Here is a 17020-nt window from a genome sequence, read left to right on the forward strand (position 1 = left end):
ATCGAGACCGCAGGCATTTACGCGAATCTCGCAAACTCGCCGAACAAGCGCTCTGCCGCCCTACAATAGGCAGCGTGCGCTTCTTCCGGTGTAGGGAAATAGCCAAGGTTCGTATTTTTCCCTTGGCAACGAATTTGTGCGTTCCATTTTTTAGTTGGCGAATACCAACGCACGCCTTTGAAGCCGCTCTTGTTGTCGGCTCGCCTTCCCATGTTGGCTTTGTTCTGGCTGGTAGTGGCCAGCCTAAGATTTGACCAGCGATTGTTCGAGCGGTCGGTGTCCCTGTGGTCAACCTGACGCGACGGCCATTCACCAGTCATGTACAACCACGCAAGCTGATGCGCTTTGTACCGGCCACCATCGATCCTGATAAGGCGATAGCCTTCGCTGTCAGCACCAGCAATTGAGCCTTCCGGGGTATTTCTTGATGGCGAAATGCGCCAAAGAAAGACCCCAGTTAAGGGGTCATAATCCAGCAAGCTTCTCACCAGTTCGGCAGTCGGCTTCATCAGAAAAACTCGACCTGCTGCGGGCCATAGCCCGGCGTTTGACGCTTGATCACGCGAATCCGGTTGCGCATCTGCTGGGCCATACTCTCGTCCGACTTGCCGCCGAACTCCTCCGCGGCGGCATTTGCCACGAGCTTGCTGAAGCTCAGAAACAGCTCATCGTCCAAGTCGTTTGGATCGCCTATGTATGTCGTTCCGTCCGCATTGATTTCCGAGACGACGCTATCAATGTACCCATCCAGCGTCGTCGCATCTTCCGCGGACATGCTCGCGCCGACATCGCCGCCCACGAGGATATCAAGGGCTTTCTTTTGGATCTCGGCGCGAGTTTTGGACATCAGGCTTCGGCGCTTTCCGCGTCCTTGGCCGCTTTTTCGGCGTTGGACGGCCGACCGCGCTTCGGACGCTCGACTTCGTCGCCGATTTCGATGTCAAAGTGCTTGTTGCCAGGAAGCTTGTTGATCAGATGGCTATGGTCATCCGAATTCAGATCGACGGCCTCGCCGCTCTTGAACTCGACGCCGCCCATCTCGACCACATCGCTGTCGCCTTCGGGCGCGTTGTAGGTTGCAGTTGCTTTGCGCATTGCAAGTCTCCAGTTGGTTGCCTGCCGATCAACGCGACCGGCAGGCAATCGTTCGTTACAGGTCCATGTATCCAGTGAGGCGCAGATCGACGGTACCGGCCACAGGGGTGCCGGCCTGCGTTCCGATCGTGATCAAGCACTCGGTATCGACCGTGTTCTTGAACAGAAGACCAGCCGCAGCCAGCGTCTGGGTCGTCACCGCAGCCTGCGTATTCAGGCCTGAGAAGTAACGAGACGCATTGCCGGCGTCGCCGATGTTCAGGAGCATTGCCGTGCCGCTGTCCATATCGGTACCGACTGCGATGATGCCAGTCACGACAAAGCCAGCCGGGATCATGAACGCACCGACAGTATTGCCGGTGACGTTGTCAGCGACCGAGATTGCGACAGTGCGACCGATGGTCTTGACCATGCGGGCATCGCCCTGAGCGCCAACCTGAGGCTGGCCCCAATCCTTACGATAAGCCATTGTCTTTTCCTTTCAGATTTGGGGTTAGGCGTTCGCGACGCCGGAGACGAAGCCGGTCACCATGCCCCAATCGACGAGATCGCCGACCGTGGCAGCCGAACCGACGGAGAGCGGAGCCTTGGCGATCTTGCCAACGCCGTACTGAGCCTCGATGCCGATGCCCTTGATGAAGTCGTAGTCGGTTTCATCGCGGCGGGTCGGACGGGGCATCTGGCCCATGACGTAGCCGAGAGCGCCCTGACCGAGCAGGAACACCGGTTCAACGTCGATCGAAGCGGCACCGACACCGGTCAGGAGCAGGCGCTGGGTGATCTCCGGGATTTCCAGATAGTAGACGCCGTCATAGACCAGGCCGCCGCCAGTGAAGATCGGGTTCTTCGTGGTGGGGCTGGACTCGCGCTCGCGGGCATCGCGATTGGCCTGGTACATGGTCGGATCGGCCTTGAGATCGCGCATCGCACGCGAGCCAAGCAGACACAGGTACCATTCCTGATCGTTGTTCGATCCCTTGATCTGGAACGGGTTGATCTTGGGCTTGCCGTTGTAGACGCCGGGGTTGGAGGACGAGACGCCGGTCTGCTGCGCCACGTTCTTCATGAGCGAACCGACCGCAGCCGTCATCTTGTCGTTCGTGCTGTCCACGTTCGCGACCGCAGTTGCGAAGGTGGTCGAGTAGTTCGAAATCTGCGATCCGAACACCACGCGGTCCACGTTCGCGGTCACCCACGAGTTCTTGTTGCCGGCGGTGGCCGCCGACCACTTGATGCCGTTCACGCGGTTGCCGGGAGAAGTGAACCGGCCAGCCTGGATCTGCGAGGTCGGGATCGAGAGCAGCGTATCCACGAGGTCATCGCGGACGATGCGGCGCGACCAGCCGCGGAGAAGGCTCTGCGCGGTCGATTGGACCGAGAAAGAGCTTTCCTTGTTGGCTGCGCGGTTGTTGGCGACCGCGTTGCGGGCCCAGTCGGCCCACATCGGCATGCCGTAGCTGTCCAGCGTCTCTTCGTTGCCGACCAGCGTACCGACACCGACACCGTTGCCGGTGAGCTGCGTGACGAGCGGGATGCGGATTTCCTTGCCGTCGCCGGCCAAGTCCGACATACGCACGATCGGGCTGGTGGAGTCCGGACCCATGAAGGGATCGAGACGCGAGGCCCGCAGGAAGTCGAAGGCGACATTCTTGCGGAATTTGATCAGTTCATTGTTCGGGTGGTTCGTAGTGAGGGCCATCGGCCGCTACCTTTCTGTTGATGGCCTCCACTGGCGAACAGGCAAAGAAAAACCCGCCTCAAGGGCGGGTGTTTTCGTCGATCTGATCGGGCAGTCTTAGCCAGCTATCTGCTGAAACAAGTCGCTGTCCGAGACGTCATCCTCGACGCTCGATTTCAGCGTGGTGTTCGCCCGGCTCGCCCCGTTCAGGGACGGCGGGAGATCAGTGCGAGGGCGACCATTCGTCTGAGTATTCTGCTGGGCCGAGCCGCGCGCCCGCTCGACCGCCTTCGCAAGGAAGGTGGGATCGTTGAGGCGTTCCTCGAGCTTCTTCTCGAGCCAAGCGTTCGGGTCAGTGCCAACTTCGGCGCGGACCTTCTGCTCACGATGCCATTCGAGGAGAGTTTTGCCGGGATCTCGAGACGCCTGCATGCGGGCCCTCAGCGCCGGGTCGACGGCCTTCTGAGCGGCGGTATAGGCAGCCTGAAACTCGTCAGGATGAGCTTCAGCGGCTCGCTGTAGGCTTTCCTCGCGGCGCTCTGCCAATGCCTCTTGGCGAAGCTCCTCGCGGATTGCTGCGGCGTAGCCGTCAGGATCAAGCAGCGGGTCCGGCCTAGAGGGCTTTTCGGCCTTCGGCTGTTCCTGCTGTCGCGGTTGCTGCTGGGCCCGGCGCAATTCGGCCATTTCGGCCTTCAGGCGCTCGTTCTCTTCGGCAACGCGCCGCTTCTCCTCGTTGATCTCCCGAACGCGCCAAGACGGCACCTGAGGGGCGTTGTCGTCGACCTGCGACCGCTCAGTCGCGGTCTCCGTCGTCGCTTCCTGCGTGGTCGTCTGGGCCTCGGAAGTGGCGTCGTTCTGCTCTTGATGCTCGGTTACGGTCTGACTATCAGCCGTTTCGTCCGTCAGCACCTCGTTGAGCAGTTCGTCGTCGGTCGGCCCCTGGTTCTCAGCACTCATGGTGTCTCTTCCTTTCGCGTCTCGTGCGATCACGTATGCCGGCATGTCGCTGCCAGCGGGCGGGTAAGCCTGTGTCGTCGGCTTGTACGATCTCTATGCGGCCGGTTGGCGCGCGGCCTGCTTGGCCTGCTGCGCGGCTTTCTCGCGCGCAAGGTCCATGCTCTGTTCGTGGCGCTCCTGCTCCATGCGGGCGGCATTGGCGGCCTTGATGCGCTCTATCTGGATGTCGGCCGCAGCCTCCATCCGTTTGATTTCGATATCGTTGGCCGCCTTCATGCGCTCAAGCTGAGCGTCCATGGCGGCTTTCTGCTCATCCATCTGCTGTTGGCGAGCCTGAAGGGCCAAATCCTGCTGTGTGCGCGCCGTCTCGCGGGCATCCTCGCGCTGCGCTGTCTGTGCATCCAACTGCGCCTTGGCCTGCAGCGCCATCACCTTCGGATCGGGCGGCGGCGGCTGGTTCTGTTTCGCCCTGATCTTGTCCAGCATCGGCTTTTTGACCGAGTTGGAGAGCGGCGCCAGTTCGATCGCGATTTCCGGGAACTCTTGAGCGAACTGCGGCCCAAGAGACTGCAGCACCATCATGTTGTCGGCCTGCAGGTTGACCGCATCCGGACCTTCGTCGAGGATGATATCCACGTCGAGCGCGCCGAGAGCATTCACGATCGCCGGCCGGCCATATTCGTCCAGATGAACTTGGCCCGTGCGCGGGTCGAACATCTGGTTGACCTGGAAAAGCTGCGGCACGTTCTGGTCGTCCGTCACACGAATCCACCGCGGTTCTTTCCAATGCCGCTGGATGATGTTCCAGATGTCCCGATAGACGCGGATCTTCCAGTTCTTGTATGCGCTCAGGTACGGGCCGAGTTCGGCAACACCGGCCTGCTGCAACAGAGAGATCGCGCGGCCCGAGCTATCCTCAAGCCCCTGCCCGATCAGCGCGGGGTTTGGCCCAAAGTTCTCGATTTCGTTCTTGGACTCCTGCAGCATCTCGAGCTGCCCCTTGAAGTCCGAGACGGCAGACTGATCCGGCTCCATCTTGAGGCCAGGATTGGTCTCAACCCAGCCATCAGGCTTCGCCCATTCACGACGGGCCACCTCGATATCGTCAACAGCGCCCTTTTCGGAGACGACGCGCCGGGTATTAAGCAGGTGCAGAGCCTTGGAGCGGCGATGGTTGATCTCGTCCTGAGGCGATTTCAGGTTCCGGATGAAGCCATACCGATCGCCATCATGATCCACGCTCGCCGAGAACATCCGATATCGCGGGAACGTCTTGCCGCGCTCGTCAACAAAAGGCGAAACGCCTTTCATCATCTCGGCGTTGCCGATGTGCATACACCAGCGCCACTTGCCGCCCTTGATGTACCAGTGATCGGCCAGCCTGACCTTGCGTTCGTTGCTATTGACCCAGTTCTTCTCTCGGTCGGAATCGTTGATCGAGGTCAGGTCCGTGCCAGACATCACGAGGCTATCGATCTCGGCAGCCTTGTCCGGGAACAGCTCCTTCGCCTGGTCTACATCGATCCACTTCGCGACGCCCATATAGCGGGCATCGGTGAAACCCTCGTCCCACGACCGCGGGTCATAGAAGAACCCGTCCGCGTAGACGATATGCATCTCAAGCGTTGGATCGCCCTCATCGCCCGGAACGAGGTCGTATTCCAGCCCGGCAATGCCATCGATCGCGCACAGCCGCGCAATGCGGGTGGACTTCGATTTCCAGTCACTGGAATCGAGCTGGTAGCGCAGCGTGGCCGTTGCAAGCTCGGCGCCTTCGTCCTGGTGCGGCGTCCGCGGATAGGCCTTCACGTCCTGCCGCAGGCGCTCCACAAGGCCCACAATGGCGTCGATCTTGCGGACGATACGGTTGGACGTAACGATAGGCTGCCCGCGATCACGGAGCTTCCGGATATCGTCCTTGGTCCATTGGTCGGCATGGTAGTAATGGCGAGACTCGACCATCTCGCGGCCTTCCGCGTCCTTGGCAGCGGCCCAGTCGTTCCATTGCCGGCGCAGGCGAACGACGTCGTAGTAGTCGTCATCGTCTGGCTGCTGCCGAGCGACTTGGCGCTGTGGCTGGACTGCGGGAATGGTCTGCATCAACGCGACCGGATCGGCTTTCCGTTGCGCCAACCGTAGTCGGTCGGGCAAGAGTTAGAGTTGGTCGGGACAGCCATTAGAGGGTTGCCTTCCAGTCACTCGATGAAGAATTGGCCGCTGCCTTGTATCCGGCAGCAACCTTCGGCTCGTCGTCGTTCGCAGCGCGCCTGATCCAAGGCCGCGACATGCATTCGTAGCGCCACTCATCTCCAGCGTGATCTTCCATGTTGCTGTCGAGGTCTTCCGGCTTGTCCGGATCGTGCTGCAGAGCCGGGATTGTCCGGATGCTGTCAACGCACGTCGAAAAACACACAATCATCGGCAGGCCGTCGTCATCCCCGACGAACCTGGCCCGCATCTGGTCCCAGCCACCCATTGCACCGCGAGCCGCAACGCGCTTGTTATCGGCAGCCCTGAACGGAACTAGCCTGGCCTTGATCAACTCGCTGTTCAGTCTCTCCGAGATCGGTGGGCCGCCGTCCTCAGCAAAAGCAGCAGGATCGAGAACCCCACCAACCAATCGAGGGTCTTTCGCTTCCCTCTCCGCGATCCCCTTGCCAACCTGATCAGCATGGAGCTTCAGCCCAACGTTCGGCTTACCAGGCTGCATCCCATACCATTCGCGGTATCTGACCAAGCAGCCCCGAGGCAGCCAAAGCCCGTCAGGCGTCTTGAACTTGTCCTGCACGATCGCCCACCAGCCGATCGAGAATGGCTTGGCCGACCCCCAGTCTCCCGACCGGTTGCGCGTCCACTGAGCCGGAATCTCAAACGGCTTAACCACATGGCGGCGCGCATCCCAGCAATCGAAGAACGCACCCTCAATGACGTCCCAGTCGCCCCAGCGCATCGCCCTGACGAGCGCAGCGGAGCCAAGGCCCTCAAGGCGCATCTCGTAGCCCGGGTCATCCTGGCCCATGCTAGGGTTATCTTCGAGCCGCGCCGGGATGTACTGCCTCAGCATCCCGCCATCATTCGCCGGCATCAGCCGCATTTCCATGGGCTGCGCTGCGGTGACGAACGTGCTCTTGACCCAGAGATGACCGACGTTGCCGGGGTTCGCGCCGCACAGGATGCGCGGGAAGCGGCCAACGTAATCCTTCGGCAGAACCACGCCGACCATGCGAACGCGATTACGGAGGAACCGATACATGGTCTCCGTGAAGTGCGTCAGCTCGTCGATGATCAGGACGTGGATTTCAGCGCCCTGATATTTGTAGATATCCTTTTCGTCTTTGCAGTGGCAAAGATAGATCTTGGACCCGTTCCAAAACCTGATCTCGTCGTCTACGATTTTGCAGAACCCGGCGTTTTCCCACGCCGCCAACATGGCCCGGAAGCCTTTCGGACCCTCCATGTGGTTTTTGATCAGGTCGTCACGAATCCGGCGAAACAGGTAGACCTGAAGCCCAGGTATCGCCGAACACCACACAATGGCGGCAATCCGCATCAGATGCGATTTGCCGCCGCCCGCAGCCCCTCCGTAAAGAACCTCAGTCGCTAGTGTCTCGAACGCATCCCATTGCCTAGGATGAAGATGAAGGTTCAGGGCGGCCGGTGAGGTTGATGATTGGGACGAGAGGCGCGCCGTCCTTGCCTGTGTGCTCATGATCCGTCTTGTCGCGCCACTGATCCGGACGGCGGTTCTTCAGCCAAAAGATCTGCGCCACGACGTCAGGCGGACAATGGTTCCGATAAGGCGTCGCCGTAACCTTGCCCTGGAAACTGCTGAAGTGCGTCGCATCATGCGTGTAACCAACTGCGCGCTGATACAAGCTGCGCTCGACCCGGTCGTCTGCCTGGTCCTTCCCCGCTTTTAAGGCCTGCAGAAACTCGGGCTGCTCGGCCTTCCAGTTGGCGATAGTCCGAATGGCTACCTTGAAGAAATCCGCCAAATCCTCGTCAGTCGCACCCAGTTCACAGAGCTTCTGAGCTTGGCCAACGAACTCAGCCTTGAACTTGCTTGGACGGCCGCCGGCCATGTGTCAGGCCTTCGAAATCCTCCCCAGCCCGAACGCAACGACAGCCATCACAAATGGCCAGAACCATTGGATGGCGATCTCGACGTATTCGAAGGCGGGGGAGATCGGGAAGAACATCAGGTCTTGCTAACCGGGACGATCTTGCCGTTGCGCTCGACGAGGCCGGCATCACCGTTGACGATCATACGAAAGAGCAGCTTGATCTGTTTTGCGGTCATGATCTGTCCTTGCGAATTGAACGAAGCGGAGCCCTTGGGCTGCTCAGGCACCAGTCGCGGGGGTTTGCAACAGGGCCCGCTTCGAACGGAATGAAAAAGCCCGCGAAGGGGACGCGGGCAGTTAAGGGAGGACACGAAGTCAGAAAAACGAAAACCCGCCGAAGCATAAGCTTGGCGGGCCCATGGGCAAATCACTTCCCATTACCCGCAATGTGCGGCATCAGGACGTCCCTGTCAACGCCGCGCTTCTGATCTTCAACAATGTCTCCAAAGCGACCAACGCTCAACTCTGTTGCTGGACCGATATGGCCATCTCCACTGACGCGAATAGCGTCATGCACTTTCACCTCTTTCCCGTTCCTGAAATATGAGCGCTTCTCTTCGCGCCTAACTATCGGGTCAGATTCAAGTTTCCAGAGCGAGACAAGCTGATCCAACGCCTCCACCATGCGGCCGGCGATGTAACCCTCAGCGCGGTCGCCGCGAACGATGCCACCAGATCGGCTCCAATCTTTGGCTGCATCCTGAATAAGCTGCCCCTCTCCTACGACTGAAATCAACAGCTTTGATCCGACAGGGCCAAGCTCCATCAGGACGCGATTCAGCTCAATCGATGCTTTAACCAAATCATCCGATATCGGATCGACGAAGCCGCCCCCGTCAACATTCTCCTTGGTGGTGTCCATTGCCTGATTGCGCCCAACAGCGGCGCGCTCCCATAGCTTTCTGAAGCGTTGCCCGGCCTCGTTCTGCGAGGCATCAATTCGCCCTCTGCTGTACATGTGATCGATGGACGACTCTCGCACGTTCACCACGGCCTCATACCGCTGTCCCGGCTCAAGCGGGTCCGGAATGACGCGCGTACCGATCTCAACGCGGCCCTCAGACCCGTGAGAGAGATACGGTTTACCCTTCCGACGTCGCTGCACTGTCGTCATGTTCCCCGCCTGCATCTGCTACGTCCTTGCTTGCGTGATAAGCCTTCATCCAGCCGCGGGACCATTCGAGCCGCGCTTGGTATTTGTCTTTCGGCGAAGCGGCGCGGAGACCGCTGATTCCCTCTGGAGGCGTTTTCGGCGCTACCGCGTTGATCTGATTAGCCTGAGGGGTGATTTCCTCTCGCACGCTGCCGTCTGAGGGGTCGCGAATCATTGCATGGTCCTCAGTTGCGGCTCAGGAGGTGGCGGGGGCGGGATGCCGTAACGCTCGAGCAGGTCTCGAGGTGCCGTGCAGGCAGGTGACTCCGGATCGGGTCCAGCCCATCGCGACCAGTGCCCCGTTCGCTTGTATAGCTCGAGCACGACATTCCAGTCCGGCGGCGCGTTTCCGCTTGAGGGAGGGCTTTTACCCAACCTCTCAGCCGCTCCTATCATCCAGGTCTCTTCGGCCGGACCCCAGTCGGCACATCGGCGGTCTGTCTGCTTGGCGTGGTTGCAGAACTTCGTATGCTCTCGAGCTATCTCGCTGCTCGAGAGCCCAAGGCCAGCCGCATAGGACCGAACCTGTTCGGATAGCCCATATCCATCGGGGAGAGGTTTTGAGATTTTCTTCCGCGAAGATTTTTCCTCCGGCGCGTTAGCGTCGGAATCTGTCTCTTCTCTTCTCTTACCTATATCCTCTCTCTCTAGGCTAGCAATCCGCTCCGGTTCTGCTAGCGCATCGCTAGAGACGAAGAAACCGGCATCGATTAAAGGGGTTATCGCCGCAGACAGTTCCGCTTCGCTAATATGCAAACGGAAAGCGATCTCCTCTAGCGAGGCGGTAATTCCACCGTCTTCGTACTCGCTTGCTAGCAGCCAAAGCATTGGTGCTAGCGCCCTGCTAGCAAGCGGCAAGCGCGCAAACGTGAAGTCGTCCAGCAAGCCTTTGTGGAGCTTGATCCAAGCCGGCGCACGATCCTTGTAGTGCTGGAACGATTTCCAGTTCTTAGGTGTTAGGATCATGCAAGCCCCAGCGCCACCATGTACGCGTCAACGTCGGCCTCGAGCTGCTCGCGCTTCTTCTTGTCGGCGCGCTGATTGCGCACCACTACGCGCAGGGCCTTCGGGTTCAATCCATTGCTGCCAGCCTCGGTGTATAAATCCCGGATATCGCCCGAGATCGTTTTTTTCTCATCCTCGAGGCGATTGATCCGATCCACGTAGGATTTAAGCTGGCTGTTGTCGCCGACCGTCGCCATCTGTGCTCTCATCATCGCTGGTTGTTGGTTGAACGCGGTGGGGATACACAGGTGGATTGTCGCTCAGCCACTCGATGATCGAATGGTTGGGCTTATCGAAATCTGGCATCACATAAGCCCATCCTGACGCCCACCAGATCGATGCGCCTTCGGTCGGAATTGACTTGCGGATGCGCGTCATGCCGCACTCCGGTTTTCTTTCCGGAGCTGCTTCGTCAGCCGCTCTTTGAGGAGCGCTTCCAGCTCAATCCTACGCACGCTGCGGGGCTTCTCCAGATCGACGAGCGCTCGGAGGTGGGCGATCTGGTGGTGAAGCGGAAGCCGCTGCATACGGCGCGCAATGACGTGGATGGCAGTCATCATAGCGTCTCCCGGATTTCATCGACAAAGCGCGCAAAATTCTCGTCGTCGCGGATGCGGCACGTGATCTTGTTCACCGCATGGATCACCGTGGTATGGTCGCGGCCACCAAAGCGCCGGCCAATGTCTGGCAGTGTCCTGTTAGTCAGTTCCTTGCAGAGATACATTGCGAGCTGCCTAGGGGCGACGGTCTTGGCCGTGCGACGGCTGGACTTGATATCCGCCATCGTAATGCCCGGAAACTTCGCGAGCACCGCGCGTTGAATGATCTCAACCTTGCTGACGAGCCCGTTTTTCTCGAAGAAGGAATGGGCTTCCTTGATCTGCTCATCAGCGATCGGAGGAAGTATTGGATCCGGTGGCCTCCGCGGAACGGTGACATCGAACGCCGCCATGTTGTGCTTTGTGGCCGCCTCAGCAAATCTAGCTAGCCTAGCCTTGTGCTCGGCATGTAGGCGCATCTCGAAAGACGTCATTCTCCCCCTCCCCTAGTTATCGCCCAGCCAAGGAGCGATTTTTTCCGCCAACTGGGCGCACCATCTCCCGAGCGAAATCAATTGTCGGGCTATGAAAGTCCGCGTCTCCCGCAGAAAGGGATGCTTCGAGTCGGGCGAGCCTGAGCTTGAGGTCGTGAAGTTCATTCTTGGCCGCTCTTTCGTTTTTGATCCGCAGAGCCTCTGCGATCTGAGCAATCTCGTAATCCTCGACCTTCCGGGCCTTGCGATACCAGATGTCGAAAGTCCGCCAGTAAGTGAGCCGGCACAGCTTCGACGTTCTGTCGATCACAACCTTGATCTTCTCACCAGGCTCCCAGGGATACGAAAGTTCCCTGAGCATCACAGCAGCATCACTCATGCCGCCCTCCCAAGCCAATTGGGAGTGTTCCCGTTGGCCTCCCAACGTTTCGGGTTCATCTTCTTACCCATGACGCAACACCCTTTATTTGTAGGACACACAGTGTTTCAGAACATCGGCTTTCATGCCGCGCTGATCGTTAACAGGCTAAGGAACGAACGCCTGATATCCGAAGTAGGCGCCGAGAACGATCAGCGCCTCCAGAAGCAAAAGGAAGAGGAAGAGAAAGCCCGCGCCGACCTCGCGCGGGTCAACGACCGGCTTGCTAAGCTGGACGAGCGAGCCAGAAGGAAGACGGACTAAGTTAGCGGCGCGCGGATTGTATTGCGTTCCCGCGTTGCGAGAGCCGGGCCGCGAAGGATTCCCCGTCGTCGCGGTCCGGCTGCTCATGCGGCGCACTCCGGCTCTTTTGCGGGAGGTACATCCTCGGGACGGCGCCATAGATCAGGCCGCAGATCGGAAGCCGGGAGCATTCCCTTGCTGAAATGATGGATCGCTAAAGCCAGACGAGGGCCTGCACGCCCGCTGTTCTTGGCTTTGTGGATCAAAGGCTGGCTGAGGCCAGTTGCACGCGCCAGCGCCGCTTCAGAGCCGCCCGCCAGCGTGATTGCTCGTTCGATGATGTTTGGTTTCTTGCCATCCATAACCTTGAAATAACACAGGTTATGGGATGACGCAAGAACCAAAGTTATCGGGACTATCAATAACCGATGTTATAGAATGCCGAGTCATGGAACCCGGTATTCTAATTAAAACTGAACGAGTTAGGCGCGGCTGGTCGCAGGCCGAGCTGGGCAAGCGCGTAAGGATTTCTCAGGTAGCCATCAAAAAAATCGAGGCTGGAGAGACTTTGCGGTCAAAGCATATGCCCAAGATCGCCCAAGAGTTGGGTATCCCTTTGTCTAAGCTGGACCCGTCTCTCTCGCAAGCTCCCGTTAACCAAGGCGACGGCGCAGAACTATTGCGACCAAAGCAGGCATTGCAAGTTATACCCGGCGAGCAACTAATGGGTGACGTTGATTTGCCTGTCTACTCCATTGTTCGAGGCGGCCGGGGAGCCTTGGTATTGGAAAACGAGCCATTTACATATACGACCAGGCCGAAAAGGCTGGCGGGAAAGAAAGATAGCTACGGAGTTCTCGTCATTGGGGATTCTATGGCCCGCGAGTACAACGAGAATGACATCGCGTATGTGGACCCTCGCCTGCACCCCAAAAAAGGCGATCCCTGTGTCTTCCAGGGAACCCGCGATGACGGCACTGTTGAAGCGATCATAAAATACTTGGATCGATCGCCCGACGCTAGCGAAGCCGTTTATTATGTCAGCCAGACCAACCCTGAAAAGCACTTCACTATTAAGAAGTCGGATTGGCAAAAGGTGCACGTAGCTGTCGGCAAGGAATCCGGACGATGAACAATCCGGAGTGGGAACAGGATGACCTCGCTCGTCGACAAATCATGTTAGAAATGGTCTTCAAAACGATCCAGTGGATTGCCCAGGTCGCAACCCCAATTCTGCTGCTGCTGATTCTTCGAAAGATGGGATAAGCCGGCCATTGGTGCGCCGCACAATATTTTTTGTCGTATTCGATAACTTTTCTTATTGACGGTTATAATAACCTGAGTTATGGTCGTTTCCATCAGACGGGGAGACGACACCATGATCATCGAGACCAGCGCCAACCAACTCTACTTCGTCGCCGACTACGAGGACCCGAACCTCTCTCATGTTTGGCGCGGCCTGCGCGTCAAGCGCTCCAAGACCATCGACGGCTATACCGTCATCGGCAAGCGCGAGGAAATGGTTCGCAAGGCCGGCTCCCGCGCAGTCTCGGTGGAGGCTTGAGCCATGGCCACCTTCACCTATGAATTCGAAGAGCTCCCGCTGGTGATCGCCAACGGCATTCCGGCTGGCCAGATCAACGGCTGCGCCGAGATCAAGTTCAATCATGACGGCGCGTGGGAGATCGATGGTCTCTGCGTCGAGGGATACCAGAATCTGACCTCCGAAGAGCGCGCGGCCGGCAAGCGTCCGTGGATTTACGTCAAGGCGCCGTTCGAGCTGGTGTGCCTCATCTCAGAGCGGCTCGAGATCGACTGGAAAGACCGGGTTGATGACGCCGTCCGCGAGCGCATCGAGGCCGAGCGTGAGGCTGCCGCTGAATATCGCGCCGAGATGCGCCGCGAATATCGGATGGGGCTGTGATGAACACCGCTCGTTTCAAGATCGATTTCATGCACGGCAGCTACGAGCCTTTCGGACTGTTCTGGCGCAGGCCGGGCATCTTCGGCGTGTGGGTGAAGCTCGACAGCTTCAAAACGCGGGCTGACGCGAAAGAGCACTACGAGAAAATCAAAGACCTTCCGGAGTATCTGCCGTGAGCAACCAAGAGATCATAGAGAACAGCCTCGCCTGCATCGGATTTGGCTTGTGCATGTTCGTGGCTTTCGCGTGGGCGCTCCAATGACCCGCTGCACCCACGAAATCGTCCGAGCAATCCAAGAGAATTTTCACCAGATCATGGACGCTGATCCGCAGGAGAAGCGCCGGCTAATCGATCTGATCTTTGACTACGAGACCATTCAGCAAGGCGTCGCTGAGGCGATGGCCGAACCGGAGTTTGCGTGATGACGCTCGCAGAATGGGAGCAAAAGGTCTCCCCTCACCTTCAATTCATCGAAGCCGGCGCCTCCATGGCTGCCCGTCACGCCCGCGCGCTGCCGCTTCGTCCTGGCTTCGAAAGCCTCGCTGAGGATGAGCTTCGCAAAGTTCGCGAAGTCCTGCAATCGGCGCTCACCCAAGTCATCGTCGCCCAAGCAGCCTACCGCGAAACGCCCATTGAGCCTTCCCATGCAGCTTAATCCTCTCATTGTTCGGCAGCAAATCGAAAACTTGAAGCTCTCCCACCCAGAGCTTCTGGAGGACGATGAAGCTTGGCTGATGTCGCTGGAGAGCGAGACCAGGATCGAAGATCTGCTGACCCAAGTCATTCGTCAGATCGAAGACACCAAGGGGTTAGTTGTCGGCACCAAGGATCGTTTCGAGGAGCTGAAGGCGCGTAAGGAGCGGTTTGAAAACCGCGTCGAGGCGCTTCGTTCACTCGCATTCAAGCTGATGGAGGCAGCAGAGCTTCCAAAGCTTGAGTTGCCGGAAGCAACCCTTTCCATCCGATCCGTCCCGCCATCAGTGATGGTTACGGACGAAGAAAAACTCCCTGATATCGCCTGCAAGTTCGAGCGGAAACCCGACAAGGCGAAGATCAAGGAGCTGCTGGCCAGCGGCTGGGTAGCTGGCGCCACAATGACCAACGGAAGCAAATCTCTCTCAATCAGGATCAAATGAAATGAAAATCTCCGAAGAGTTTCCCTCCCAGTACCTCAAGGCTCCCGACCTTCAAGGCCGCGAAGTTCGTCTCACCATGGGCCGCGTTGAGCGCGAAGAAATCGGGCAGGACAAGAAGCTCGTGCTCTACTTCAAGGGTAAGGAAAAGGGCCTCGTCCTCAACAAGACCAACGCCAATGCGATCGGCGATGCTTACGGCGACGACACCGACGACTGGTATGACCAGCCCGTTATCCTGTTCGCGATCCGGACCGAATACCAGGGCAAGCCCGTCGATGGCCTCCGCTGTCGCGTCCCGACTCCCAAGGACAATCGCGAAGCCGCTCCGCGCCGCGTCACAGGCGGCATCTCGGACAATATGGAAGTCATCAGCAGCGGACCTCCTCCTGGTCATCCGGCTCATGACGCGCCGCCGAACGACGACATTCCGTTCTGAGGATTGAACGATGAACTCTGCATTCCGCGCCTGCTATTCGGATTGGAAGCTCGTGAAGACCCGAGGAGTGATCCAAGTGGTCATGGAAATCCCGTTGCAGGACGCGGATGCAGCTTACGAAGTGCTCGGAGGCATGCCAGCCCCTGCCACTGAGCGTTGGTTCGGAATTGCCGCTCTTAAGGATTCCGAACCCGCGAAGCTCCAGCCGAGCGAGGACAAGCGTTCGGCTGGAGCGAAGCGCGACAAGCGGGACTGGAGTGATTTGCAGCCGCAGCAACAGGCTGGCATCCGATGCAATGAGCCAACCTTCATCGCCTTCCTGAAGGAAGAGCGCCCCGATGACTGGCACGAGGCTCAAAATGCGGCCGAGTGCGTTCGTTTGATCTGTGGCGTGGAGTCGCGTGTCGAGCTTGGGATCAATCCTAATGCTGGCATCGCGTGGAGCCGCCTTGAAAGCCAATACCAAGCCTGGAGAGCCGTAGAACATGCTTAGGCAGAGACAACCGCGCCAGCACGACAGCAAGCGCCTGGATTTCATCCGCTCGCTTCCCTGCTGTATCTGCAAGGACGACACGGCAACTGAGGCGGCGCACATCCGGACTGGTTCAATTGCGCACGGCAAGAACTCGACCGGGATGCAGGAGAAGCCTTCGGACAAATGGACTGTTCCACTTTGCGGAATGCACCATCGAGAGCAACACACCATGAACGAAATGGCTTTCTGGAAGAAATACCAAATCGACCCGTTCATGCTGGCGATGCGATTGACGGAGCACTGAGATGGCACTCGTTGGCAAAGCCTACGCTCCGACGTTCAAGGTGATCCTGATCGTGCTTGGCATCGGTCTCGCCAGTCTCGTGTGCTGGTACGAGATCACGACGCCGCCGGTTGAGCGGTTGTCACATCGGCAGTGATTTCCAACCAACGGGTACGTGATGCCTAAAGAGACGAGAAATTGCAGGAACTGCGGCGCTCCCTTCGAGTGCTTCCCGAGCGACAAGAAGCGCTCATGCAGCTTCCGTTGCGCGGCAGGTACGCGCGAGAGCACGCATCGGCTCATCTATACCAGCGAGTACTCGGCCTGGCGCGACATGAAAGCGCGCTGCTACCGGACAACGCACAAGGATTACCCGCGATATGGCGGGCGCGGCATCACGGTTTGCGATCGCTGGCGTAACAGCTTCCAGGATTTCTATGCCGACATGGGTGTGAGGCCTGGAAAGGGCTTCAGCATCGAGCGGAAGGACAACAACGGCAATTACGAGCCGTCGAACTGCAAATGGGCCGACAAGTTCGAGCAGGCGCGCAATCGTCGCGGAGTATGGACCCAGGAAGAGGATGACGTCCTGCGGCGTTTGACCTCGGAAGGACGCACGTTTCCCGAGGTCGCAGCCGAGATGGGCAAGCCTATCGCAGCCGTTCAGGCGAGAGCCTACCGCCTTCGCATCCAATCCGGATTGCGTCGCAACACATTCCAAACCGCCACAGAGGTGGTTCTCCAACATCGGGGTATTGAACAATGACTTTGACACGGATTGAAGGCGTCCCGACCAAAGCTGAAGTCAAGCCTGGAATGGCGCATTTCGCCTACACGGGACCGGCGGGTAAAACGTGTGGAGATTGTCGAGCCTGTCACCTCCAGTCGGGCCGGCGAGAGCTCTATCGATGCGCAACCTTCAAGCGCCTGACCGGCAAGATCGGAAACTGCATCACGAAGCAGTTCGGCGCCTGCAAATACTTCGAGCAAAAGCAATGAAGCTCGCCCTCCTCGCCGCCCTTCTAGCCTGGGGCATTGCCGAGTTCTACTTCCACCCGC

The 17020-nt window shown here is 58.7% G+C and carries 31 protein-coding genes; 13 read left to right on the forward strand and 18 right to left on the reverse strand.

Annotated features, from left to right (window positions below; genetic code table 11):
- Positions 1-17: 17 nt before the first annotated feature.
- The 18 genes from ACWAT4_RS21590 to ACWAT4_RS21675 all read right to left on the reverse strand — a co-directional run bounded on the left by ACWAT4_RS21590 (position 18) and on the right by ACWAT4_RS21675 (position 12068).
- Entirely contained in the window at positions 18-509 is a 492-nt protein-coding gene (locus ACWAT4_RS21590; protein WP_449727994.1) for an HNH endonuclease, read from the reverse strand.
- Positions 509-847: a hypothetical protein gene (locus ACWAT4_RS21595; protein WP_449727995.1), complete on the reverse strand. Its 339-nt coding sequence runs from the start codon at positions 845-847 to the stop codon at positions 509-511. The genes ACWAT4_RS21590 and ACWAT4_RS21595 overlap by 1 nt, the downstream gene beginning before the upstream one ends.
- Positions 847-1095: a hypothetical protein gene (locus ACWAT4_RS21600; protein WP_449727996.1), complete on the reverse strand. Its 249-nt coding sequence runs from the start codon at positions 1093-1095 to the stop codon at positions 847-849. The genes ACWAT4_RS21595 and ACWAT4_RS21600 overlap by 1 nt, the downstream gene beginning before the upstream one ends.
- A gap of 55 nt (positions 1096-1150) precedes the next feature.
- Positions 1151-1564: a hypothetical protein gene (locus ACWAT4_RS21605; RefSeq protein WP_449727997.1), complete on the reverse strand. Its 414-nt coding sequence runs from the start codon at positions 1562-1564 to the stop codon at positions 1151-1153.
- A gap of 24 nt (positions 1565-1588) precedes the next feature.
- Positions 1589-2794 (reverse strand): phage capsid family protein, encoded by a 1206-nt coding sequence (locus ACWAT4_RS21610; RefSeq protein WP_449727998.1) that lies wholly within the window; start codon positions 2792-2794, stop codon positions 1589-1591.
- A gap of 96 nt (positions 2795-2890) precedes the next feature.
- Positions 2891-3730, reverse strand: a complete 840-nt coding sequence (locus ACWAT4_RS21615) for a hypothetical protein (protein ID WP_449727999.1) — start codon at positions 3728-3730, stop codon at positions 2891-2893.
- Between the two features lie 93 nt (positions 3731-3823).
- Positions 3824-5830, reverse strand: a complete 2007-nt coding sequence (locus tag ACWAT4_RS21620) for a portal protein (protein WP_449728000.1) — start codon at positions 5828-5830, stop codon at positions 3824-3826.
- Positions 5831-5906: 76 nt separating this feature from the next.
- On the reverse strand, positions 5907-7280 hold the full coding sequence (locus ACWAT4_RS21625; protein WP_449728001.1) for a terminase: 1374 nt from the start codon (positions 7278-7280) through the stop codon (positions 5907-5909).
- A gap of 76 nt (positions 7281-7356) precedes the next feature.
- The gene (locus ACWAT4_RS21630) at positions 7357-7812 is read right to left on the reverse strand and encodes a helix-turn-helix domain-containing protein (protein ID WP_449728002.1); all 456 of its coding nucleotides are present in this window, start codon (positions 7810-7812) and stop codon (positions 7357-7359) included.
- A 409-nt stretch (positions 7813-8221) separates the two neighbouring features.
- Positions 8222-8968 (reverse strand): hypothetical protein, encoded by a 747-nt coding sequence (locus ACWAT4_RS21635; protein WP_449728003.1) that lies wholly within the window; start codon positions 8966-8968, stop codon positions 8222-8224.
- Complete coding sequence (locus ACWAT4_RS21640; RefSeq protein WP_449728004.1) at positions 8937-9182, reverse strand: hypothetical protein; 246 nt, start codon at positions 9180-9182, stop codon at positions 8937-8939. Before ACWAT4_RS21640 ends, ACWAT4_RS21635 begins: the two co-directional genes overlap by 32 nt.
- 787 nt (positions 9183-9969) lie before the next feature.
- The gene (locus tag ACWAT4_RS21645; protein WP_449728005.1) at positions 9970-10209 is read right to left on the reverse strand and encodes a DUF2312 domain-containing protein; all 240 of its coding nucleotides are present in this window, start codon (positions 10207-10209) and stop codon (positions 9970-9972) included.
- Positions 10178-10390, reverse strand: a complete 213-nt coding sequence (locus ACWAT4_RS21650) for a hypothetical protein (protein WP_449728006.1) — start codon at positions 10388-10390, stop codon at positions 10178-10180. Before ACWAT4_RS21650 ends, ACWAT4_RS21645 begins: the two co-directional genes overlap by 32 nt.
- Entirely contained in the window at positions 10387-10572 is a 186-nt protein-coding gene (locus ACWAT4_RS21655) for a hypothetical protein (protein WP_449728007.1), read from the reverse strand. Before ACWAT4_RS21655 ends, ACWAT4_RS21650 begins: the two co-directional genes overlap by 4 nt.
- Positions 10569-11045, reverse strand: coding sequence for a helix-turn-helix domain-containing protein (locus ACWAT4_RS21660; protein ID WP_449728008.1), 477 nt, complete (start codon positions 11043-11045; stop codon positions 10569-10571). The genes ACWAT4_RS21655 and ACWAT4_RS21660 overlap by 4 nt, the downstream gene beginning before the upstream one ends.
- Before the next feature lie 16 nt (positions 11046-11061).
- The gene (locus ACWAT4_RS21665; protein ID WP_449728009.1) at positions 11062-11424 is read right to left on the reverse strand and encodes a hypothetical protein; all 363 of its coding nucleotides are present in this window, start codon (positions 11422-11424) and stop codon (positions 11062-11064) included.
- 147 nt (positions 11425-11571) lie between these two features.
- Positions 11572-11814 (reverse strand): hypothetical protein, encoded by a 243-nt coding sequence (locus ACWAT4_RS21670; RefSeq protein ID WP_449728010.1) that lies wholly within the window; start codon positions 11812-11814, stop codon positions 11572-11574.
- Positions 11811-12068, reverse strand: a complete 258-nt coding sequence (locus tag ACWAT4_RS21675; RefSeq protein WP_449728011.1) for a YdaS family helix-turn-helix protein — start codon at positions 12066-12068, stop codon at positions 11811-11813. The genes ACWAT4_RS21670 and ACWAT4_RS21675 overlap by 4 nt, the downstream gene beginning before the upstream one ends.
- Before the next feature lie 86 nt (positions 12069-12154).
- Here ACWAT4_RS21675 and ACWAT4_RS21680 point away from each other — a divergent pair, with 86 nt between their 5' ends.
- From ACWAT4_RS21680 to ACWAT4_RS21740, 13 genes are all read left to right on the forward strand, one after another.
- Positions 12155-12838, forward strand: coding sequence for a helix-turn-helix domain-containing protein (locus ACWAT4_RS21680; protein ID WP_449728012.1), 684 nt, complete (start codon positions 12155-12157; stop codon positions 12836-12838).
- Positions 12835-12972: a hypothetical protein gene (locus tag ACWAT4_RS21685; protein ID WP_449728013.1), complete on the forward strand. Its 138-nt coding sequence runs from the start codon at positions 12835-12837 to the stop codon at positions 12970-12972. Before ACWAT4_RS21680 ends, ACWAT4_RS21685 begins: the two co-directional genes overlap by 4 nt.
- Positions 12973-13084: 112 nt before the next feature.
- The gene (locus ACWAT4_RS21690; protein ID WP_449728014.1) at positions 13085-13270 is read left to right on the forward strand and encodes a hypothetical protein; all 186 of its coding nucleotides are present in this window, start codon (positions 13085-13087) and stop codon (positions 13268-13270) included.
- A gap of 3 nt (positions 13271-13273) precedes the next feature.
- Positions 13274-13630 (forward strand): hypothetical protein, encoded by a 357-nt coding sequence (locus ACWAT4_RS21695; RefSeq protein WP_449728015.1) that lies wholly within the window; start codon positions 13274-13276, stop codon positions 13628-13630.
- Positions 13627-13806, forward strand: a complete 180-nt coding sequence (locus ACWAT4_RS21700; RefSeq protein ID WP_449728016.1) for a hypothetical protein — start codon at positions 13627-13629, stop codon at positions 13804-13806. The genes ACWAT4_RS21695 and ACWAT4_RS21700 overlap by 4 nt, the downstream gene beginning before the upstream one ends.
- 246 nt (positions 13807-14052) lie before the next feature.
- Complete coding sequence (locus tag ACWAT4_RS21705; protein WP_449728017.1) at positions 14053-14286, forward strand: hypothetical protein; 234 nt, start codon at positions 14053-14055, stop codon at positions 14284-14286.
- Complete coding sequence (locus tag ACWAT4_RS21710; RefSeq protein WP_449728018.1) at positions 14276-14767, forward strand: siphovirus Gp157 family protein; 492 nt, start codon at positions 14276-14278, stop codon at positions 14765-14767. The genes ACWAT4_RS21705 and ACWAT4_RS21710 overlap by 11 nt, the downstream gene beginning before the upstream one ends.
- A 1-nt stretch (position 14768) precedes the next feature.
- Complete coding sequence (locus tag ACWAT4_RS21715) at positions 14769-15203, forward strand: hypothetical protein (protein ID WP_449728019.1); 435 nt, start codon at positions 14769-14771, stop codon at positions 15201-15203.
- 10 nt (positions 15204-15213) lie between these two features.
- On the forward strand, positions 15214-15696 hold the full coding sequence (locus ACWAT4_RS21720; RefSeq protein WP_449728020.1) for a hypothetical protein: 483 nt from the start codon (positions 15214-15216) through the stop codon (positions 15694-15696).
- Positions 15689-15982 (forward strand): DUF968 domain-containing protein, encoded by a 294-nt coding sequence (locus tag ACWAT4_RS21725; RefSeq protein ID WP_449728021.1) that lies wholly within the window; start codon positions 15689-15691, stop codon positions 15980-15982. Before ACWAT4_RS21720 ends, ACWAT4_RS21725 begins: the two co-directional genes overlap by 8 nt.
- 1 nt (position 15983) lies before the next feature.
- On the forward strand, positions 15984-16118 hold the full coding sequence (locus ACWAT4_RS21730; protein WP_449728022.1) for a hypothetical protein: 135 nt from the start codon (positions 15984-15986) through the stop codon (positions 16116-16118).
- A gap of 177 nt (positions 16119-16295) precedes the next feature.
- A complete protein-coding gene (locus tag ACWAT4_RS21735) occupies positions 16296-16727 on the forward strand; it encodes a hypothetical protein (RefSeq protein ID WP_449728023.1) in 432 nt (143 codons plus the stop codon).
- Complete coding sequence (locus tag ACWAT4_RS21740) at positions 16724-16960, forward strand: hypothetical protein (RefSeq protein WP_449728024.1); 237 nt, start codon at positions 16724-16726, stop codon at positions 16958-16960. The genes ACWAT4_RS21735 and ACWAT4_RS21740 overlap by 4 nt, the downstream gene beginning before the upstream one ends.
- Positions 16961-17020 lie beyond the last annotated feature (60 nt).

The organism is Bradyrhizobium sp. T-1, assembly GCF_053592855.1.